This is a genomic window from Pseudomonas zanjanensis (assembly GCF_014268745.2).
Lineage (GTDB): Bacteria > Pseudomonadota > Gammaproteobacteria > Pseudomonadales > Pseudomonadaceae > Aquipseudomonas > Aquipseudomonas zanjanensis.
The window spans coordinates 1,226,711-1,244,196 of the sequence record NZ_JABWRB020000001.1 but is presented as its reverse complement, the minus strand read 5'-3'; the positions used below and the strand labels follow the sequence as shown (position 1 = coordinate 1,244,196).

Annotated in this window: 12 protein-coding genes; 6 read left to right on the top strand and 6 right to left on the bottom strand. The window is 62.2% G+C overall.

Annotated features, from left to right (window positions below):
- Positions 1-109: 109 nt before the first annotated feature.
- Positions 110-652: a hypothetical protein gene (locus tag HU715_RS05665; protein WP_186708592.1), complete on the bottom strand. Its 543-nt coding sequence runs from the start codon at positions 650-652 to the stop codon at positions 110-112.
- A gap of 161 nt (positions 653-813) precedes the next feature.
- Here HU715_RS05665 and HU715_RS05660 point away from each other — a divergent pair, with 161 nt between their 5' ends.
- Positions 814-1,752 (top strand): alpha/beta hydrolase, encoded by a 939-nt coding sequence (locus HU715_RS05660; RefSeq protein WP_186708589.1) that lies wholly within the window; start codon positions 814-816, stop codon positions 1,750-1,752.
- 323 nt (positions 1,753-2,075) lie between these two features.
- Here the strand turns inward: HU715_RS05660 and HU715_RS05655 are convergent, their stop codons facing one another.
- Positions 2,076-2,789 (bottom strand): FadR/GntR family transcriptional regulator, encoded by a 714-nt coding sequence (locus HU715_RS05655; RefSeq protein ID WP_186708587.1) that lies wholly within the window; start codon positions 2,787-2,789, stop codon positions 2,076-2,078.
- A 300-nt stretch (positions 2,790-3,089) separates the two neighbouring features.
- Between HU715_RS05655 and gudD the strand changes: the two genes are divergently transcribed.
- Positions 3,090-4,433, top strand: a complete 1,344-nt coding sequence (gene gudD / locus HU715_RS05650; protein ID WP_186708585.1) for a glucarate dehydratase — start codon at positions 3,090-3,092, stop codon at positions 4,431-4,433.
- A gap of 353 nt (positions 4,434-4,786) precedes the next feature.
- On the opposite strand, the gene glgB is transcribed toward gudD, so the two are convergent.
- From glgB to HU715_RS05635, 3 genes are all read right to left on the bottom strand, one after another.
- Positions 4,787-7,021: a 1,4-alpha-glucan branching protein GlgB gene (gene glgB, locus HU715_RS05645; RefSeq protein ID WP_186708576.1), complete on the bottom strand. Its 2,235-nt coding sequence runs from the start codon at positions 7,019-7,021 to the stop codon at positions 4,787-4,789.
- Between the two features lie 11 nt (positions 7,022-7,032).
- Complete coding sequence (treS, locus tag HU715_RS05640) at positions 7,033-10,377, bottom strand: maltose alpha-D-glucosyltransferase (RefSeq protein ID WP_186708567.1); 3,345 nt, start codon at positions 10,375-10,377, stop codon at positions 7,033-7,035.
- A 207-nt stretch (positions 10,378-10,584) separates the two neighbouring features.
- Positions 10,585-12,582 carry an alpha-1,4-glucan--maltose-1-phosphate maltosyltransferase gene (locus HU715_RS05635; RefSeq protein ID WP_186708558.1) on the bottom strand — a complete coding sequence of 666 codons (1,998 nt, stop codon included), beginning with the start codon at positions 12,580-12,582 and terminating at the stop codon, positions 10,585-10,587.
- A gap of 212 nt (positions 12,583-12,794) precedes the next feature.
- Here HU715_RS05635 and HU715_RS05630 point away from each other — a divergent pair, with 212 nt between their 5' ends.
- A complete protein-coding gene (locus HU715_RS05630; protein ID WP_186708556.1) occupies positions 12,795-12,959 on the top strand; it encodes a hypothetical protein in 165 nt (54 codons plus the stop codon).
- A 160-nt stretch (positions 12,960-13,119) separates the two neighbouring features.
- Here the strand turns inward: HU715_RS05630 and HU715_RS05625 are convergent, their stop codons facing one another.
- The gene (locus HU715_RS05625; RefSeq protein ID WP_186708554.1) at positions 13,120-13,620 is read right to left on the bottom strand and encodes an MgtC/SapB family protein; all 501 of its coding nucleotides are present in this window, start codon (positions 13,618-13,620) and stop codon (positions 13,120-13,122) included.
- Between the two features lie 135 nt (positions 13,621-13,755).
- On the opposite strand from HU715_RS05625, the gene HU715_RS05620 reads away from it, so the two are divergent.
- From HU715_RS05620 to mapR, 3 genes are all read left to right on the top strand, one after another.
- Positions 13,756-13,992, top strand: a complete 237-nt coding sequence (locus tag HU715_RS05620; protein WP_186708552.1) for a DUF3203 family protein — start codon at positions 13,756-13,758, stop codon at positions 13,990-13,992.
- A 420-nt stretch (positions 13,993-14,412) separates the two neighbouring features.
- Positions 14,413-15,825, top strand: coding sequence for a cytochrome c oxidase accessory protein CcoG (ccoG, locus tag HU715_RS05615; RefSeq protein ID WP_186708550.1), 1,413 nt, complete (start codon positions 14,413-14,415; stop codon positions 15,823-15,825).
- Positions 15,826-16,023: 198 nt separating this feature from the next.
- Positions 16,024-17,433, top strand: a complete 1,410-nt coding sequence (mapR, locus tag HU715_RS05610; protein WP_186708542.1) for a GntR family transcriptional regulator MpaR — start codon at positions 16,024-16,026, stop codon at positions 17,431-17,433.
- Positions 17,434-17,486: the final 53 nt, after the last annotated feature.

Sequence of the window (17,486 nt, the reverse complement as noted above, 5' to 3'; positions counted from 1 at the left end):
TTGCTCCCGCTGGGTCGCGTAGCGGCCCCTCAGGCTTCAATGGTGACTTGTCGGGGACTGCTTCGCAGTCCAGCGGGAGCAAGCTCCCTCGCCACAAGTCATCATTGTTTCAACTACCGAAGCTCAGCCGCGCCAGCGAGGCACGGCGGTCGATGGCCTCACGCAACCGGCGCTTCTGCGCCTCCCAGACATTGGCATCCACCCGGGGTGAACGCATCAGCGCCAACATCGCTTCCTTGGCGTTGAGGTATTCGGCCCACGCATCCCGCGCCTTGAGACTGCGCCGCTCTTCCTCGCTCATGTCCATGCGCCGCAGGGCCAGGGCACATTCGTCCTGGATCAACGGGCCGAGGGTCGCCTGGATCTTGTGGGGTGCCTTGAAACACGCCGTACCGGCGACGATCTCCCGCGCCCGGTCCAGGCCCCATTCCAACGCCTGGGCCAGTGGTTCATGCGAGGTGCGATCGTAGAACTCTTCGACCCAAACAGATCCATTCGGACGATAAACACAGACGAAGACTTGCGTCATGCCCTGCTGATTGATTCTTGCTTGAACCTCGACCTGGGTACCGTCCTCCAGGATCTCTTCGTGGTTGCGCGCCGGCAACCGGCTGTTTACCCAAAGCCAATACTGTGCGCTTCTACGTCGCATCGCGTTGCCCTCCCCCTAAGGAATAGGGAGTAAGACACAGGGTTTGGGGATTTTCCAGCGCCGACAAGCGCGCTTCAGACGAATGACAGCCCGAAATCCCTGCGTCGATTTCGGAGAATCTGCTACAAGGCATCTTCGGTTTCGAGTAGCGAATGGCATCGATGTCTTCACTCTTACTTTCTGGCCTGAAACGCCGCTGGTTGGCCTGGCTGTGCATGAGCGCATTGGTGATCGGCCTGCCGGTGGGCTGCGGGGTGTTGCAGCACAAGGAACGAGAACTGGTCTTTCGCATCGAGCCGGGGACGGCGAGCTGGTTCAGTGGGTTGCCCAGCGGTGTGCAGGAATTCGACCTCAAGCCCAAAAGCTTCAAGGCCGGGGAAAATATCCACGGCTGGTGGTGGCCGGCCGAACGCAAGAACGCGCCGGCCATTTTGTATTTGCACGGCGTACGCTGGAATTTGACTGGCCAATTGTTTCGTATCCAACAACTGCGGGCGCTGGGCTATTCGGTACTGGCCATCGACTACCGAGGCTTTGGCAAAAGCCATGGGGAGCTGCCGTCGGAGGCCAGCGTCTATGAGGATGCACGCATCGCCTGGGAGCGTCTCGAAGTCTTGCAACCGGACCCAAGCCTGCGGCTGATCTATGGCCATTCCCTGGGAGGCGCCGTCGCGGTGGACCTCGCTGCGCAACTCGGCCAGCAGGTGGCGAAGGATGGCAAAGCCCGGGTCCGGGGCCTGGTCATCGAATCCACCTTTACTTCGCTGAGGGATGTCGCCACCGCGATGGCGAATACGTCCCTGCCGGTGCGTTGGTTGCTGTCGCAGAAGTTCGACTCCATCGACAAGATCGGCGAGATCAACATGCCGCTGCTGATTGTCCATGGCGCCGCCGACCGCTACGTGCCGCCACGGTTCAGTGAACAACTGTTCAACGCTGCCCGGGAACCCAAGCGCCTGCTGCTGGTGCCTGGGGCGACGCATAACAACAGCATGAGCCTGGCGGGCAAAAACTACCGGCAGGCCTTGGATGCACTGATGAAAAGCTCGCCATCGCCTGTGGCCGGAAACACCCCCGCTGCCCCGGCCAAAGCGGGTTGAGCCACTGAATCCCCATGCCTCCTGTGGGAAGCGGTGGGTCAGTTAGTAGCGATGTTGGCTGTGCCGCCGCCATCGCGAGCAGGCTCGACCCCACCGTTTGTCCGAGGGGTTCGCAAATATTGCATACACCAAAAACCCTGTGGGAGCGGGCTTGCTCGCGAAAGCGGTGGGTCAGTTGGTAAAGATATTGACTGTACCGCCATCTTCGCGAGCAAGCCCGCTCCCACAGGGTTCCGAGGCGTTCAAGAAATCGGCGTCCGCCGCTGATCCCTTGTGGGAGCGAGCCTGCTCGCGATGGCGGTGGGTCAGGCGACGATGAGCCGTCAGGATCCCGCGCCGAACCGGTCACGGCTGTTGGTCAGGTGCAGCCACATGGCGGCGCGGGCGGCGTCCGGGTCCTGGCGCTTGATGGCGTTGAAGATCGCCTCATGCTCAAGGCTGGCAAACTGCGCCAGCTTGCTCAGATCCGCCTGGCCGCGCTCGGCCACGTTCACACGGGTCCTGGGAATCATCGCGTTGCCCAGGTGCTGCATGATCTCGACAAAACAGGCGTTGTCCGTCGCTTCGGCGATGAGCAGATGGAAACGCCGGTCAGCTTCGACACAGCTGTCGTTGTTGTTGGACAACCGCTGGTAATCCTCCAACGCCTGGCGCATCCGCTGCAGTTGATGTTCGCTGCGACGCTGGGCCGCCAAGGCGACGGCCTGGGTTTCCAGGCCCAGGCGCAGTTCCAGCATCGCCCGCACCCCCGCAGCGGTGTCGACATTCAGCCGCAGCCCCTGCTCGCCGGTTTGCGCCAGCACAAAGGTGCCGATGCCGTGGCGGGTCTCCACCAGCCCCGAGGCCTGCAATTTGGAAATCGCCTCGCGCACCACCGTACGACTGACGCCATGGGCCTGCACGATGGCACCTTCCGACGGCAACTTCTCGCCCGGTTTCAACTGCCCCAGCAGGATGCTCTGGCTCAGCTTCGCCACCAGGTCATGGGCCAGGTTGTGGGTGCGCTTGCGCAGGGGGGCGTGGGTGTCTGGCGGCATGAACCGTTGTTCCTTGATACGGGCAGGCTGATCGTCGGATGAAACCTCGTCGCGCCCTGAACTTGTATGACAAGCTAGATCATCGCAGCCTACACAAGGTTGCGCCAGTACAAACGCAACCCTGCCTGAATTTTTTCTTTTTTTACCAACCCCCGTAAACAAAGGAGCCCAGGGAGATTTTCAAGTGATCGCAATCAAAAAGCGACAAAGCTCACTTGTAAGACAAAAAAATCAAGTTGTATGATGTCTATCAACATCGCCCCGTCGCGATGCCCCATAAAAACAACGAGTGGGAAAGACATGCAGATTCAAGAAGCCACCAAAGCCCCGATCATCACCAGCATGCAGGTCGTACCCGTGGCCGGCCACGACGGCATGCTGCTGAACCTCAGCGGCGCCCACGGTCCGTTCTTCACCCGCAACATCGTCATTCTCAAGGACAACGCCGGCCACACCGGCGTGGGCGAAGTGCCCGGCGGCGAGCGTATTCGCCAGACCCTCGAAGACGCCCGTTCGCTGGTGGTCGGCAGCCCTATCGGCACGTACCAGAAGATCCTCAACACCGTGCGCCATGCCTTCGCGGACCGCGATGCCGGCGGCCGTGGCCTGCAGACCTTCGACCTGCGCATCACCATCCACGCGGTTACCGGCCTGGAAGCGGCCTTGCTGGACCTGCTCGGCCAACACCTGGACGTACCGGTCGCGGCCCTGCTCGGCGAAGGCCAGCAGCGTGATGAAGTGAAGATGCTCGGCTATCTGTTTTACGTCGGTGATCGCCAGCAGACCGACCTGGCCTATCGCAGCGAGCCGGATGCCGACAATGACTGGTTCCGCGTTCGCCACGAAAAAGCCCTGGACGCAGACGCCGTGGTGCGCCTGGCCGAAGCGGCCCAGGCTCGTTATGGCTTCCAGGACTTCAAGCTCAAGGGCGGCGTGCTCCAAGGCGACGCAGAAATCGAGGCAGTCACGGCCCTGGCCGAGCGCTTTCCACAGGCGCGCATCACCCTGGACCCGAACGGCGCCTGGTCACTCAAGGAGGCGATCCGTTTGTGCCGCGACCAGCACAAAGTGCTGGCCTATGCCGAAGATCCTTGCGGTGCCGAGAACGGCTATTCCGGGCGCGAGGTCATGGCTGAATTCCGCCGCGCCACGGGCCTGAAGACCGCCACCAACATGATCGCCACCGATTGGCGCGAAATGGGTCACGCCATCACCTTGCAGTCCGTGGACATTCCCCTGGCCGACCCGCATTTCTGGACGATGCAGGGCTCCGTGCGCGTGGCGCAGATGTGCAATGAGTGGGGCCTGACCTGGGGCTCGCATTCCAACAACCACTTCGATATTTCCCTGGCGATGTTCACGCATGTGGCCGCCGCGGCACCGGGCGACATCACGGCCATCGACACTCACTGGATCTGGCAGGACGGCCAGCGGTTGACCAAGGCGCCGCTGCAGATCCAGGGCGGTTGCGTGCAAGTGCCGAAAAAACCGGGGCTGGGGATCGAGTTGGACACCGACCAGCTGGCCAAGGCCCATGAACTGTACAAAGGCATGGGCCTAGGCGCGCGGGACGATGCGGTGGCGATGCAGTTCCTGATTCCGGGCTGGACGTTCAACAACAAGCAACCGTGCCTGGTTCGCTGAGTCGAACCGTTTCCCTGTGAGAGCGAGCTTGCTCGCGATGGCGGTGGGTCAGTCACATTGATGTCGACTGACACTTCGCTATCGCGAGCAAGCTCGCTCCCACATTGGGTCGATGGTAGCCATGAGTTTGAGGCCACTCATGACTCCCACATTGGGATCTGGGGTGGCCTTTGATTTCATGACCGCCGCAAACACCTGTGGCGAGGGAGCTTGCTCCCGCTGGGCTGCGTAGCGGCCCCCTTCCGGCGGTTGCTGCGCAACCGAGCGGGAGCAAGCTCCCTCGCCACGGTCATCATCTGCCTTCAGACATCACTAACCCGCTGCCAGCTATCCGCCGGCCCAGGCATTCAGGCTCAACCCTCCGGCCGCAGGATCAACACCGCCAACGGCGGCAGGTTGAGCTCCAGCGACAAGGCCTGGCCATGGCTGGGCACTTCTTCGGTGGAGGCTCCGCCGCCGTTGCCGTAGTTGGAACCGGCGTAGGTGTCGGCATCGCTGTTGAGCAATTCGACCCAACGCCCGCCGAACGGCACGCCGACCCGGTAGGCCTCGCGTGGCACCGGGGTGAAGTTGGCGACCACCAGCACCGGCCGGCCATCCTTGCTCCAGCGCAGCCAGGCGTAGACGCTGTTGAGGGCATCGTCACCGATCAGCCATTGGAAACCCTGGGGCGCGTCATCCTGGTCATGCAGCGCCGGTTCTTCACGGTACAGCCGGTTCAGATCGCTCACCAACTTCTGCACGCCCCGGTGCTCCGGGTATTGCAGCAGGTACCAATCCAACTGCTGGTCGTGGTTCCACTCGCGCCATTGGCCGAACTCACAGCCCATGAACAACAATTTCTTGCCGGGATGGCCCCACATGAAGCTCAGGTAGGCCCTGAGGTTGGCGAACTTCTGCCAGCGGTCACCGGGCATCTTGTCGATCAGCGAGCGTTTGCCATGGACCACTTCGTCGTGGGAAATCGGCAGCACGAAACGCTCGGACCAGGCATACACCAGGCCAAAGCTCAGTTCGTTGTGGTGATGGGCGCGGTACACCGGGTCTTGCTGGATGTAGTGCAGCGAATCGTGCATCCAGCCCATGTTCCACTTGTAGGCGAAACCCAGGCCGCCCTGCTGGGTGCTCTGGCTGACGCCCGGCCACGCGGTGGACTCTTCGGCGATGACCAGCGCCCCGGGGGTTTCCAGCGCCACCACGTCGTTGAGGTGCCGCAGGAAATCGATGGCTTCGAGATTTTCCCGCCCGCCGTGACGGTTGGGCACCCACTCACCGGCCTTGCGCGAATAGTCGCGGTACAACATCGAGGCCACGGCATCCACCCGCAGGCCATCGACGTGAAAATGCTTGAGCCAGTGCAACGCCGACGCCAGCATGAAGCCGTGCACTTCGGTGCGGCCCAGGTTGTAGATCAGCGTGTCCCAATCCTGGTGGAAGCCTTCCAGCGGGTTGCCGTATTCGTACAGAGCGGTGCCGTCGAACTGGGCCAGGCCGTGGGTATCGGTGGGGAAATGCGCCGGCACCCAGTCGAGGATGACGCCGATATTGGCCTGGTGGCAGGCGTTGACGAACGCGGCGAAATCGTCCGGCGAACCAAAGCGTGCCGTCGGCGCGAACTGTGACAACGGCTGATAGCCCCAGGAGCCGCCGAACGGGTGCTCCATGATTGGCATCAGCTCGATGTGGGTGAAGCCCAGGTCCTTGACATACGGAATCAACCGCTCGGCCATTTCATGCCAGTTGTATTGCCGGGCCACCTCCCCCGCCTCGTCGATTTCGCACTGCCAGGAGCCGGCGTGCAATTCATAGATCGACAACGGCGCGCCCGGTAGCTGGCGTTCGCGACGGCTTTGCATCCACTCATCGTCGTGCCATTCGATGTTCAGCGGCGAGGCGACCTTGGAAGCGGTGTCCGGCGGCATCTGCGTGGCCAGCGCCACCGGGTCGGCCTTGAGGGGCAGGATGCCGTGGGCACCGAGGATTTCATATTTGTAGCCTTCGCCAGCACCGAGCCTCGGGATGAAGATCTCCCACACGCCGGATGGATAACGGATGCGCATCGGATGTCGCCGGCCGTCCCAGACGTTGAAGTCGCCGACCACCGACACCCGTCGCGCGTTCGGTGCCCAGACCGCGAAGCGCACGCCGTCGACGCCATCGACGGTCTTCAACTGCGCCCCCAAGCAGGCGCTGAGATCACGATGGTTACCTTCGGCGAACAGGTAAAGGTCCATCTCCCCCAGCAACGGGCCGAAGCTGTAGGGGTCTTCGGCAACCTGCTCGCCGCCAGCCCAACGGGTGCGCAGCAAGTACGCCTGGGCGCGAGGGAAATGGCCGACGAACAGCCCCGGGGTTTCGGTGACTTGCAGCTCACCCAGTTCTTCGCCGCTGTCCCGGGCCAACACATGTACGCTCAGGGCACCGGGCAGGTAGGCACGGATGAACTGGCCGCCGGCGCCGTCGCCATGGGGCCCAAGGATGGAAAACGGGTCGTGATGTTCGGCACGCACCAGCGCGTCGATGTCATGGGGCGCCGGCAACAAGGACTCCTTGGCCTGCCCCTGGGGTTCTTTATTCGAGACACTCATGATTCTCTCCACTAAATCGGTCCGGCTACGTCGGAAAAGGGTTGCAGCCCCTTCAACAACCCGACCAGGCCGTGCAGCGGCACGGGCAGCCAGGTGGGGCGATTCTCGGCTTCATAGGCCACTTCATAGGCCGCCTTCTCCAGGCCGAACAACGCCAGCGCGGCGTCTTCGCCTTCAGCATCCTTCCACTCATGGGCAAGACTAGCTGCCGCCAGCCGATATGCCTCGACAAATGCCTGGCGAGCCTCTTTCAAATAACGATCGGCGACCCGTTGCCGCGCCGCATCGGCATCGGCCGTGCTGTCGACGGTGTGCAGGTGAATCGCCATGGCCGCCGCATAATCGAAGGAACGCAACACGCCACTGACATCCTTGTACGGGCTGTGCTTGCCCCGTCGCTCATGCAATGGCCGCGCCGGCTCACCTTCGAAGTCGATCAGGTAAGCATCGCCCTTGATCACCAGGACTTGGCCCAGGTGCAGGTCGCCATGGACGCGAATGCGCAAGCCACCGGCGGCCTTGCCGGCCAGTTCCTGGACATGGGCCAGGACGGTTTTCTTGTGCTCCAGCAAGCGTGCGACCATGGCCTGGTCGGCGGGGTTCAATTGGCCTTGGTTCTGCTTGAGCAGGCGCAAGGCGTTTTCCACCTGGGCGGCCACGTCCTTGCCGATGGCCTGTGCTTCCTTGGCGTTGGTGGTTTGCGGTGTAAAGTCCGGGTCGTCGGTGGCCTGGGCCAATACCTGGTGCATTTCCCCCAGGCGTTGGCCGAGCATGCCGGCGAAATCCTTCAGCTCGCCCAAGGCGTTGTAATGCTGCTCCTGCTCGGACACCGCGTCCGCCAGCTCATCGCGCAAGGCGCGTTCGAGGTTGTTCTGGGTCCATTCCCAGGCGTCGCCCTGGTTGCTCAGGTAGCCTTGGGCGATCATCAGCAACGCATCTTCGCCTTGGGCGTCGCGGCGAATCACCGAACCCAGCAGCGGTGAAATATTGCTGAAGCCGGCAGCGGTCAGGTAGGCACTCATTTCCAGTTCCGGGTGCACACCCGAGGCGACCTTGCGGATCAGCTTGAGGACGAGGCTGCCCCCCACCACCACCGAACTGTTGGATTGTTCGGCGGACAGGTAGCGCACCTCCGGCTCGTCTCCCAGGTTCAACGCGGCCAGGCCTTCGGTCGGCTCGAAACGCAACTCACCTTCGGCGAACGGCAGCACCGTGGCGGCCTGCATGCTGTGCAGTACGGCGCGCACGAAGCTTTCCAGGCTGAAGGCATCGGTGATCAAGCCCACCTGACGCACCCGACGAACCCGGGACAAAGCCAGCTGCTGCGGCAATGCCGCACCGACCTGGTCCTCGGCAAGCAGGCCGAACGGCAATTGGTAACGCAGGGTCTGGCCGCCACTGGTGACATCGATTTCACTGAGCAGCACCGGATGCTGTGGATCGCCGAAGCGCACGCCATAGACAATATCGACCTTCTCGATCGCGCTGTCCTTGCCGGCGAACCAGCGCCGGTTCTGCAACCAGGTCGGCAGGATGGTTTGCTCCAACGTGGTGCGCGATGGCGCTTCGAGCAATTCTTCCAGGCGTTTTTTCAGCACCAACGTGGTGAAGTCCGGCAGGCTCTGGGCCGGTTCCACGTGCCAGCTCGGCATTTGGTTTTCTGCCGCCAGGGCGAACCAATAGAAGCCGTACGGCGCCAGGGTCAGGAGGAAGTTCAACTGGCCGATGGGCGGGAAGGCATTGCCGCCGAGCATCTCCACCGGGACCATGCCGGCGTAGGCCGACAGGTCCAGCTCGGCGGCCTGGGCGCTGCGGGACACGTTGGCCACGCACAGGATGATTTCGTGCTTGCCGTCAGGCCCGGTGTATTCGCGGGTATAGGCCAGGATCCGGCGGTTGCTCGGCGAGAGCATCTTCAGCGTGCCCCGGCCGAAGGCCTTGGATTGCTTGCGCACCGCCAGCATGCGGCGGTTCCAGTTGAGCAGCGAGTGCGGGTCGCCGGCCTGGGTCTCGACGTTGACCGACTGGTAGCCGTACAGCGGGTCCATGATCGGCGGCAGCACCAGGCTGGCCGGGTCGGCGCGGGAGAAACCACCGTTGCGGTCGATGGACCACTGCATCGGCGTACGCACCCCATCGCGGTCGCCCAGGTAGATGTTGTCGCCCATGCCGATTTCATCGCCGTAGTACAACGTCGGCGTACCGGGCATCGACAGCAGCAGGCTGTTGAGCAACTCGACGCGACGACGATCGCGCTCCAGCAGTGGCGCCAGACGCCGGCGAATGCCCAGGTTGATACGCGCCCTACGGTCGGCCGCATAGTAATTCCACAGGTAGTCGCGCTCCTTGTCGGTGACCATCTCCAGGGTCAGCTCATCGTGGTTGCGCAGGAAAATTGCCCACTGGCAATTGGCGGGAATCTCCGGGGTCTGGCGCAAAATGTCGGTGATCGGGAAACGATCTTCCTGGGCCAAAGCCATGTACATGCGTGGCATCAGCGGGAAGTGGAAAGCCATGTGGCATTCATCACCGTTCAGCCCTTGGGCGTCGACATCGCCGAAGTACAACTGGGTGTCTTCCGGCCATTGGTTGGCCTCGGCCAGCAACATGCGGTCGGGGTAGTTGGCGTCGATCTCGGCGCGGATCAGCTTCAGGACGTCATGGGTCTCGGGCAGGTTTTCGTTATTGGTGCCGTCGCGCTCGATCAGGTACGGGATGGCGTCCAGGCGCAGGCCGTCGATGCCCATGTCCAGCCAGTAGCGCATCACCGACAACACGGCCTTGATGACCTGCGGGTTGTCGAAATTGAGGTCGGGCTGGTGGGAGTAGAAGCGGTGCCAGAAGTACTGGCCCGCCACCGGGTCCCAGGTCCAGTTGGACTTCTCGGTGTCGAGGAAAATGATGCGCGTGCCGTCGTACTTGTGGTCGTCATCGGACCAGACGTAGAAGTCCCGCGCCTTCGAACCTTTCTTGGCTTTGCGCGCGCGCTGGAACCAGGGGTGCTGGTCGGAGGTGTGGTTGATGACGAGCTCGGTGATCACCCGCAGGTTGCGCTTGTGGGCTTCGGCAATGAACCGCCGGGCATCGGCCATGGTGCCGTAGTCGGGGCTGACGCCGCGGTATTCGGCGATGTCATAACCGTCGTCGCGCCGGGGGGAAGGATAGAACGGCAGCAGCCAGATGGTGTTGACGCCCAGGTCGGCGATGTAGTCGAGTTTTTCGATCAGGCCGGGAAAGTCTCCGATCCCGTCGTTATTGGAGTCGTAATAGGATTTAACGTGAACCTGATAAATCACCGCATCCTTGTACCAGAGCGGATCCTTGATGAAGGTGGCAGACCGGGGTTTCTTCGCCATGTGCAACTCCTGATAATTCAATAAAGCCGCGGGATACAGGCCTGTGAGGTCTTGTTATGCGGCGAGGCCTTGTTCTGTGATGAGGTCTTTGTGGCGAGGGAGCTTGCTCCCGCTGGGCGCGAAGCGGCCCCCTTGAAATCACGACTGCTTCGCAGCCGAGCGGGAGCAAGCTCCCTCGCCACAACAGCCCTCAGTCAACATCGCGCATCACGCCACGCTGATCCGCCAAATCCCGAACGGCTGGTACGCCGGGTCGATCCGCATGAACTGGTACTTGCCGTACCAGGTCCAGCGATGTCCGTTCATCAGGTCCTCGCCCTGGGTCTGGGCATCGTCGGGCAGGCCCATTTCCCACAGCGGCAGTTCGAAATTGGCTTCCTGTGGGTTGTGCGGGTCGAGGCTCACCGCCACCAGGATGAAATTGCTGCCATCGGCCGTGCGCTTGCCGAAATAGAGAATGTTGTCGTTCCAGGCGTTGTAGATCTTCAGGCCCAGATGGGTATGCAGCGCCGGGTTCTGCCGGCGGATGCGGTTGAGCTGGGCGATCTCGGCAATGATGTTGCCCGGCGCGGTGAAGTCCCGGGGACGGATCTCATACTTCTCCGAGTCGAGGTATTCCTCCTTGCCCGGTACCGGGGCCGACTCGCACAGTTCGAAGCCTGAATACATGCCCCACAGGCCTGAGCCCATGGTCGCCAGCGCCGCGCGGATCAAGAAGCCCGGGCGCCCCGACTCATGGAGGAAGGCCGGGTTGATGTCGGGTGTATTCACGAAGAAATTCGGCCGGTAGCACTCGCGCAACGGCGACTCGTTGAGCTCGCTGAAGTAGGTCGCCAGTTCGGCCTTGGTATTGCGCCAGGTGAAATAGGTGTAGCTCTGGGAATACCCGACCTTGCCCAGCCGCGCCATCATCGCCGGCGTGGTGAACGCTTCAGCCAGGAAGATCACCTCAGGGTATTGGGCCCGGACATCGGCGATCAGCCATTGCCAGAACGGCAATGGCTTGGTGTGTGGATTGTCGACCCGGAAGATCTTCACGCCTTCCTCGACCCAGCCCACCACGATGTCCCGCAGTTCTTCCCACAGGCTGGGGATCGCATCGGCCGCGTAGAAATCGACGTTGACGATGTCCTGGTATTTCTTCGGCGGGTTTTCCGCATATTTGATCGTGCCGTCCGGCCGCCAGCTGAACCAGCCGGGGTGCTGCTTGAGCCAGGGGTGGTCCTGGGAACACTGGATGGCGAAGTCGAGGGCAATCTCCAGGCCGTGCTCAGCGGCCGCCGCCACCAGGCGCCGGAAGTCCTCGCGACTGCCCAATTGCGGATGAATGGCCTCGTGCCCGCCCTCCTCGCTGCCGATGGCATAGGGACTGCCCGGGTCGTCGGGGCCGGCGGTGAGGGAGTTGTTCGGGCCTTTGCGGAAACTGCGGCCGATGGGGTGGATTGGCGGGAAGTACAGCACATCGAAGCCCATGTCCTGGATCACCGCCAAGCGCGAATGCACGTCGTTGAAGGTGCCGTGGCGCTGGGGATCGTCGGTGATCGAACGGGGAAACAGTTCATACCAGCTGGCAAACTCGGCCAGTTTTCGCTCCACATCCAACGGGTATTCGGGGCTGATGCTCAAGTAGGGTCGATGATCGGCCAGGGACATCAGGTCGGCACTGCGTGGGGCCAGGAACAGCGCCACCTGTTCGTTCGGCAACAGGCCGGAGAGTTCGTGGTGCAAGGCCGCCAGTTGCTCGCTCAGTTCACCGCTGCTGCGCTCGGCAGCCATGTGCACTTGGTTGCGCCCTTCCTGCAACTCCAGGCTGATGGGCACCCCGGCAGCGAACTTCTTCTCCAGCTCGTAGCGAAAACTGGCGAACTGGTCGATCCAGGCCTCAATGCAGAACACATAGCGGCCTTGCTCCGGCACGGTGAACTGGCCGCGCCAGCCGTTATTGCCCAGGTCGCTCATGACCTCGCTGTTCCATACGTCATCCTGGAGCGAGCGCCAGCGGATGCGCACCGCCAGCTTATCGTGACCGTCGGCGAACACTTTGCTGGTCACCGTCACGTCCTGCCCGGCCACGGCCTTGGCGGCGAATTGCCCGCCGTCGATCACCGGCATGGTGTTTTCAATCGCGATACGCGGCAACAACAAGGCCTGAGACAACGGCAAATGCGGGTTGTAGGCCAGGTCAGACGGGTGTTCGGCAGTCATCGAGCATCGCTCCTTTTACGCCCCATGGACGCGCTTGTGGCGGTAAAGGCCCAACGGGTCCCTGAAAAAACTCACTTAAACTCCGAACCGGAACGACGGCTAAAAGTTCAGCGGGATTTGCCCCCGGGATGCATCCGGGATCAAACCCGGCGCTGGGTGGTCAACAACCATAAGCACGACTCAAGCCATGTGCGTTACGGAGACCCGTCCCGATGAATATTCCCATCCCGGCCGAAACACCCGATCCGAACATCGACGACCCCAACTTGCCCCCGCCCAGCCCTGATCCCGAGCCGATTCCCGAGGAAGACCCGCCGCTGAATCCGCAGCCGCCCAAGGGTGACCCGCCCAGCGAGAAGCCGCCGGCGCGGGTTTGATTCAAGCGTAGTAATAAAGGAACTGGATGACGAAAAAACCTGTGGGAGCGGGCTTGCTCGCGAAGGCGGCGTGACAAGCAATATCTTCATCGACTGACACACCGCCTTCGCGAGCAAGCCCGCTCCCACAGGGTTGTGTGTGTTCAGGCTGGTTCTCGTGTCACAGCTTGTCGTCCTTCTCCAGCGCCCGGACGATCATCGGCATCACACTGAAGATCGCCAGGGCCAGCACTGTGCTGAGGACTGCCGTGGCTTCCCGCCCCAGCCCAGCCGCAACGCCGATGGCGGCTGTCATCCAGAGGCCAGCCGCCGTGGTAAGGCCCTTGACGTGACTTTCGTCGCCGTCGTTGTTTTTCAGGATGGTGCCGGCGCCGAGAAAACCGATGCCGGCGACCACACCCTGTATCACCCGGCTCATGGCATCGGCCTGGGACCCGGACATCTGTGGCACCAGGACGAACAGCGCCGCCCCCAGGGCCACGAGCATGTGGGTACGCACACCGGCCGCCTTGCCCTTGTGTTCGCGCTCGAAACCCAGGATGCCGCCCAGCAGCGCGGCCATGACCAGCCGCACCGTGACCCGGGTCATCTGCTGGGCATCGGTGATGTCGGCGAATTCCGCCTGCAGGGTTATCCAGACTTCATGCCACCAGGCGTTCATGGACCGTCCTCTTTTGCGTTGGATAAACGATGGACCGCAAGCGAAGCCAGAGGTGCAGCCGACCGCTGATCAGGCGCGACGAACCCTGGCTTGGCCGAGGGACCTAACATTCATGATCCCAGAAGGAGGAACGCCATGACTGTCCGTATCGATGACAACCAGACCTGCCATTTCGAAACCCCCAACGGCACCGAACAGCGCTCCGCCAGCGAGCTGACCATCATCACCGACCCGGACAAAGCCATGTCGGTCGTGGAACTCAATGGCGACCGGGTCTACATCACCGAGGCTGAAGCCGATGCCCTGACCGTGGCCGGTGCGGTCGATGAGCGCAAGCACCTCAAGGCCACGGACAGCGGCTCGGCGATCTGAGCCCATCTACCAGAGCAATAAAATCCCAGTGGTCAGAGCAATGTAGCCCTTGTGGCGAGGGAGCTTGCTCCCGCTGGGCTGCGAAGCAGCCCCAACACATCGCGCCCGGGGTATCAGGACGACCGCGTTGCGACTCTTGGTGTCGCTTCGCAACCCAGCGGGAGCAAGCTCCCTCGCCACAAAATGTTATTCGCCCAACCACCGGTTTATCAGCCAGAAGATGTGGTTCTCCCAACTGTCCCAGCTGCGGACACATCAGTCATAAGGTGTTGTTCGCTTGTCCCCGGGTGCATCAAAGTGTCGCAGCGCTTGGGCTTCGCGGCATCTGATCCGGTTTTTATCGAAACACCTGAGTCTGTTATGCAAACAGTTCCATGGTCATAGTGCGCCGGCCAGATAGAGGCTGATGAGCGACCGACCATGAGCGATAGAATCCCCGTCCAGTTGATACAGACGTTCGAACCTGCGCCAACCAAGATCAAGGCCAGGACCACCGACGCCCTGATCCACACCCGCAGCTTCACCGGCTTGTTCCGCACCTTGCGCATCAGCGGTGCGGGGGTTCTGTTCCTGCTGTTCTTCGGCACGGTGTGGTTGAACTGGGGCGGCCGCCAGGCGGTGCTCTGGGACCTTTCCGAAAGCAAATTCCATATCTTCGGCGCGACCTTCTGGCCCCAGGATTTCATCCTGCTGTCGGCGCTGTTGATCATCGCTGCCTTCGGCCTGTTCGCGATCACCGTGTTTGCCGGTCGCGTGTGGTGCGGCTACACCTGCCCACAGAGTTCCTGGACCTGGCTGTTCATGTGGTGCGAGAAAATCACCGAAGGCGAACGCAACCAGCGGATCAAGCTGCAAGCGGCGCCGTGGGGCCTGAACAAACTGTTGCGCCGCAGCGCCAAGCACACCTTGTGGTTGGCCATCAGCCTGCTCACCGGCCTGACGTTCGTGGGCTACTTCACGCCGATCCGCCCCTTGGCCGAGGAACTGCTGACCCTGCAAATGGCGGGCGTGAGCTTGTTCTGGGTGCTGTTCTTTACCGCCGCCACCTACCTCAACGCCGGCTGGCTGCGTGAGGCGGTGTGCATGCACATGTGCCCTTATGCACGTTTTCAGAGCGTGATGTTCGACAAGGACACCTTGACCATTTCCTACGACACGGCCCGCGGCGAAATCCGCGGCCCGCGCAAACGCGAGGTGAATCCGGCCAATATTGGCCTGGGCGATTGCATCGACTGCCAGATGTGCGTGCAGGTCTGCCCCACCGGCATCGACATCCGTGACGGCTTGCAGATGGAATGCATTGGCTGCGCCGCCTGCATCGATGCCTGCGACTCGATCATGGACAAGATGGGTTACGCCCGTGGCCTGATCAAATACACCTCCGAACATCAATTGCAGGGGGGCAAGACTCACCTGCTGCGCCCGCGACTGATCGGCTATACCGCCGTGCTCCTGGTGATGATCGGCGCGCTGGCCGTGGCGCTGGTGCAACGGCCCATGGTGTCACTGGACGTCAGCAAGGACCGCGGCCTGTTCCGCGAAAACAGCGCCGGCCAGATCGAGAATATCTACAGCCTGAAAATCATCAACAAGACCCAGCAGCGCCAGGACTATCAGCTGTCCCTGGTGGACGGCGACGGCTTCGTCCTGCAGGGCAAGACCCGGTTGAGCCTGGCCCCGGGGGAAATCGTCGATGTGCCGGTGTCGGTGGCGATGCAAAGCGAACGGCCCGGCAAAGGTTCCCTGGAAATGACCTTCAAGGTCGCCGACAGTGACGAGCCGGACAACAACAGCGTGGCCAAGAGCCGTTTTGTCGCACCGATGAATCGTTGAACCCGTAAGATGCCGGGCACCTGTGGGAGCGAGCCTGTGAGGGCAAGCCTGTGGGAGCAAAGCTTGCTCGCGAAGAACGATGACACGACCTTACTGTTGATTTGTGTCGCCTGTATCGCGAGCAAGCTTTGCTCCCACACGCTCGCTCCCACAGTTTAAAAAGCGCAAACCACGCGTCATTCGAGACTGGGCCCCACCATGAAACGCTACGAAAAATTCGCCGACGACATCGCTGAACTGATCCGCTCGGGCATGCTGGGGCCGGGCCAGCGCGTGCCGTCGGTGCGCTACGCCAGCCAGACCTACGGCGTCAGCCCGTCCACGGTGTTCCAGGCCTATTACCTGTTGGAGCGACGCGGCATGATCCGGGCCCGGCCGCGCTCCGGCTACTTCGTCAACACCCATGCACCGAGTCCGTTTTCCGAGCCGGCGATCAGCAGCCAAGTGCACGAGTCCACCGAAGTCGACGTCAGCGAGTTGGTGTTTTCAGTCCTGGATTCGATCAAGGACCCGAACACCGTACCGTTCGGCTCGGCATTCCCCAGCCCGACGCTGTTCCCGTTGCAACGGTTGTCCCGCTCGCTGTCCAGTGCAACACGGGACATGGACCCGCGGATGGTGGTCACGGACATGTCACCGGGCAATCCGCAACTGCGTCGCCAGATCGCCCTGCGCTACATGGTTGGCGGGCTGATGCTGCCCATGGAAGAACTGCTGGTCACCAACGGCGCCCTGGAAGCCTTGAACCTGTGCCTGCAAGCCGTGACCGAGCCCGGCGACCTGGTGGCGATCGAGGCGCCGGCGTTCTATGCCAGCCTGCAGGTCCTGGAACGGCTCAAGCTCAAGGCGGTGGAGATTCCGGTCCACCCACGCGACGGCATCGACCTCGACGTGCTGGAGCAGACACTGGAGCGTCACCCGATCAAGGCCTGCTGGTGCATGACCAGTTTCCAGAACCCCGTGGGCGCAACGATGCCCGAGGAACGGAAACAGGCGCTGGTAGAGTTGTTGCGTCGTCATCAGGTGCCGCTGATCGAGGACGACGTCTACGCCGAGCTCTATTACGGCCAACAGGCCCCCAAGCCCGCCAAGGCGTTCGACACCGAAGGGCTGGTGATGCATTGCGGTTCGTTCGCCAAGAGCCTGGCCCCGGGTTATCGCATCGGCTGGGTCGCCGCCGGGCGCTACGCGCAGAAGATCGAACGGCTCAAGCTCATGACCTCGCTGTGCGCCTCGATGCCGGCCCAGGCCGCCATCGCCGACTACCTGCAACACGGTGGCTACGACCGTCACCTGCGCAAGCTGCGCTACGCCCTGGAAGAACAGCAAAACGCGATGCTCGCCGCCATCGCCCGCTATTTCCCGGCCCAGACCCGGGTCAGCCAGCCCGCGGGTGGCTACTTCCTGTGGCTGGAGCTGCCCGAGCAGATGGATTCGCTGAAGCTGTTCCAGATGGCCCTGGCCCAAGGCATCAGCATCGCCCCGGGCCCGATCTTTTCACCGACCCGGCGCTTCAGGAATTGCATCCGTTTGAACTATGGCAGCCCGTGGACTGAAGCCTCGGAAAAGGCCATGGAGACGTTGGGGCGGATTATTCGGTCGTTTTGAATACGATGTCGCTCTGAAAGTTGCCTTCGCGAGCAAGCCCGCTCCCACAGTGG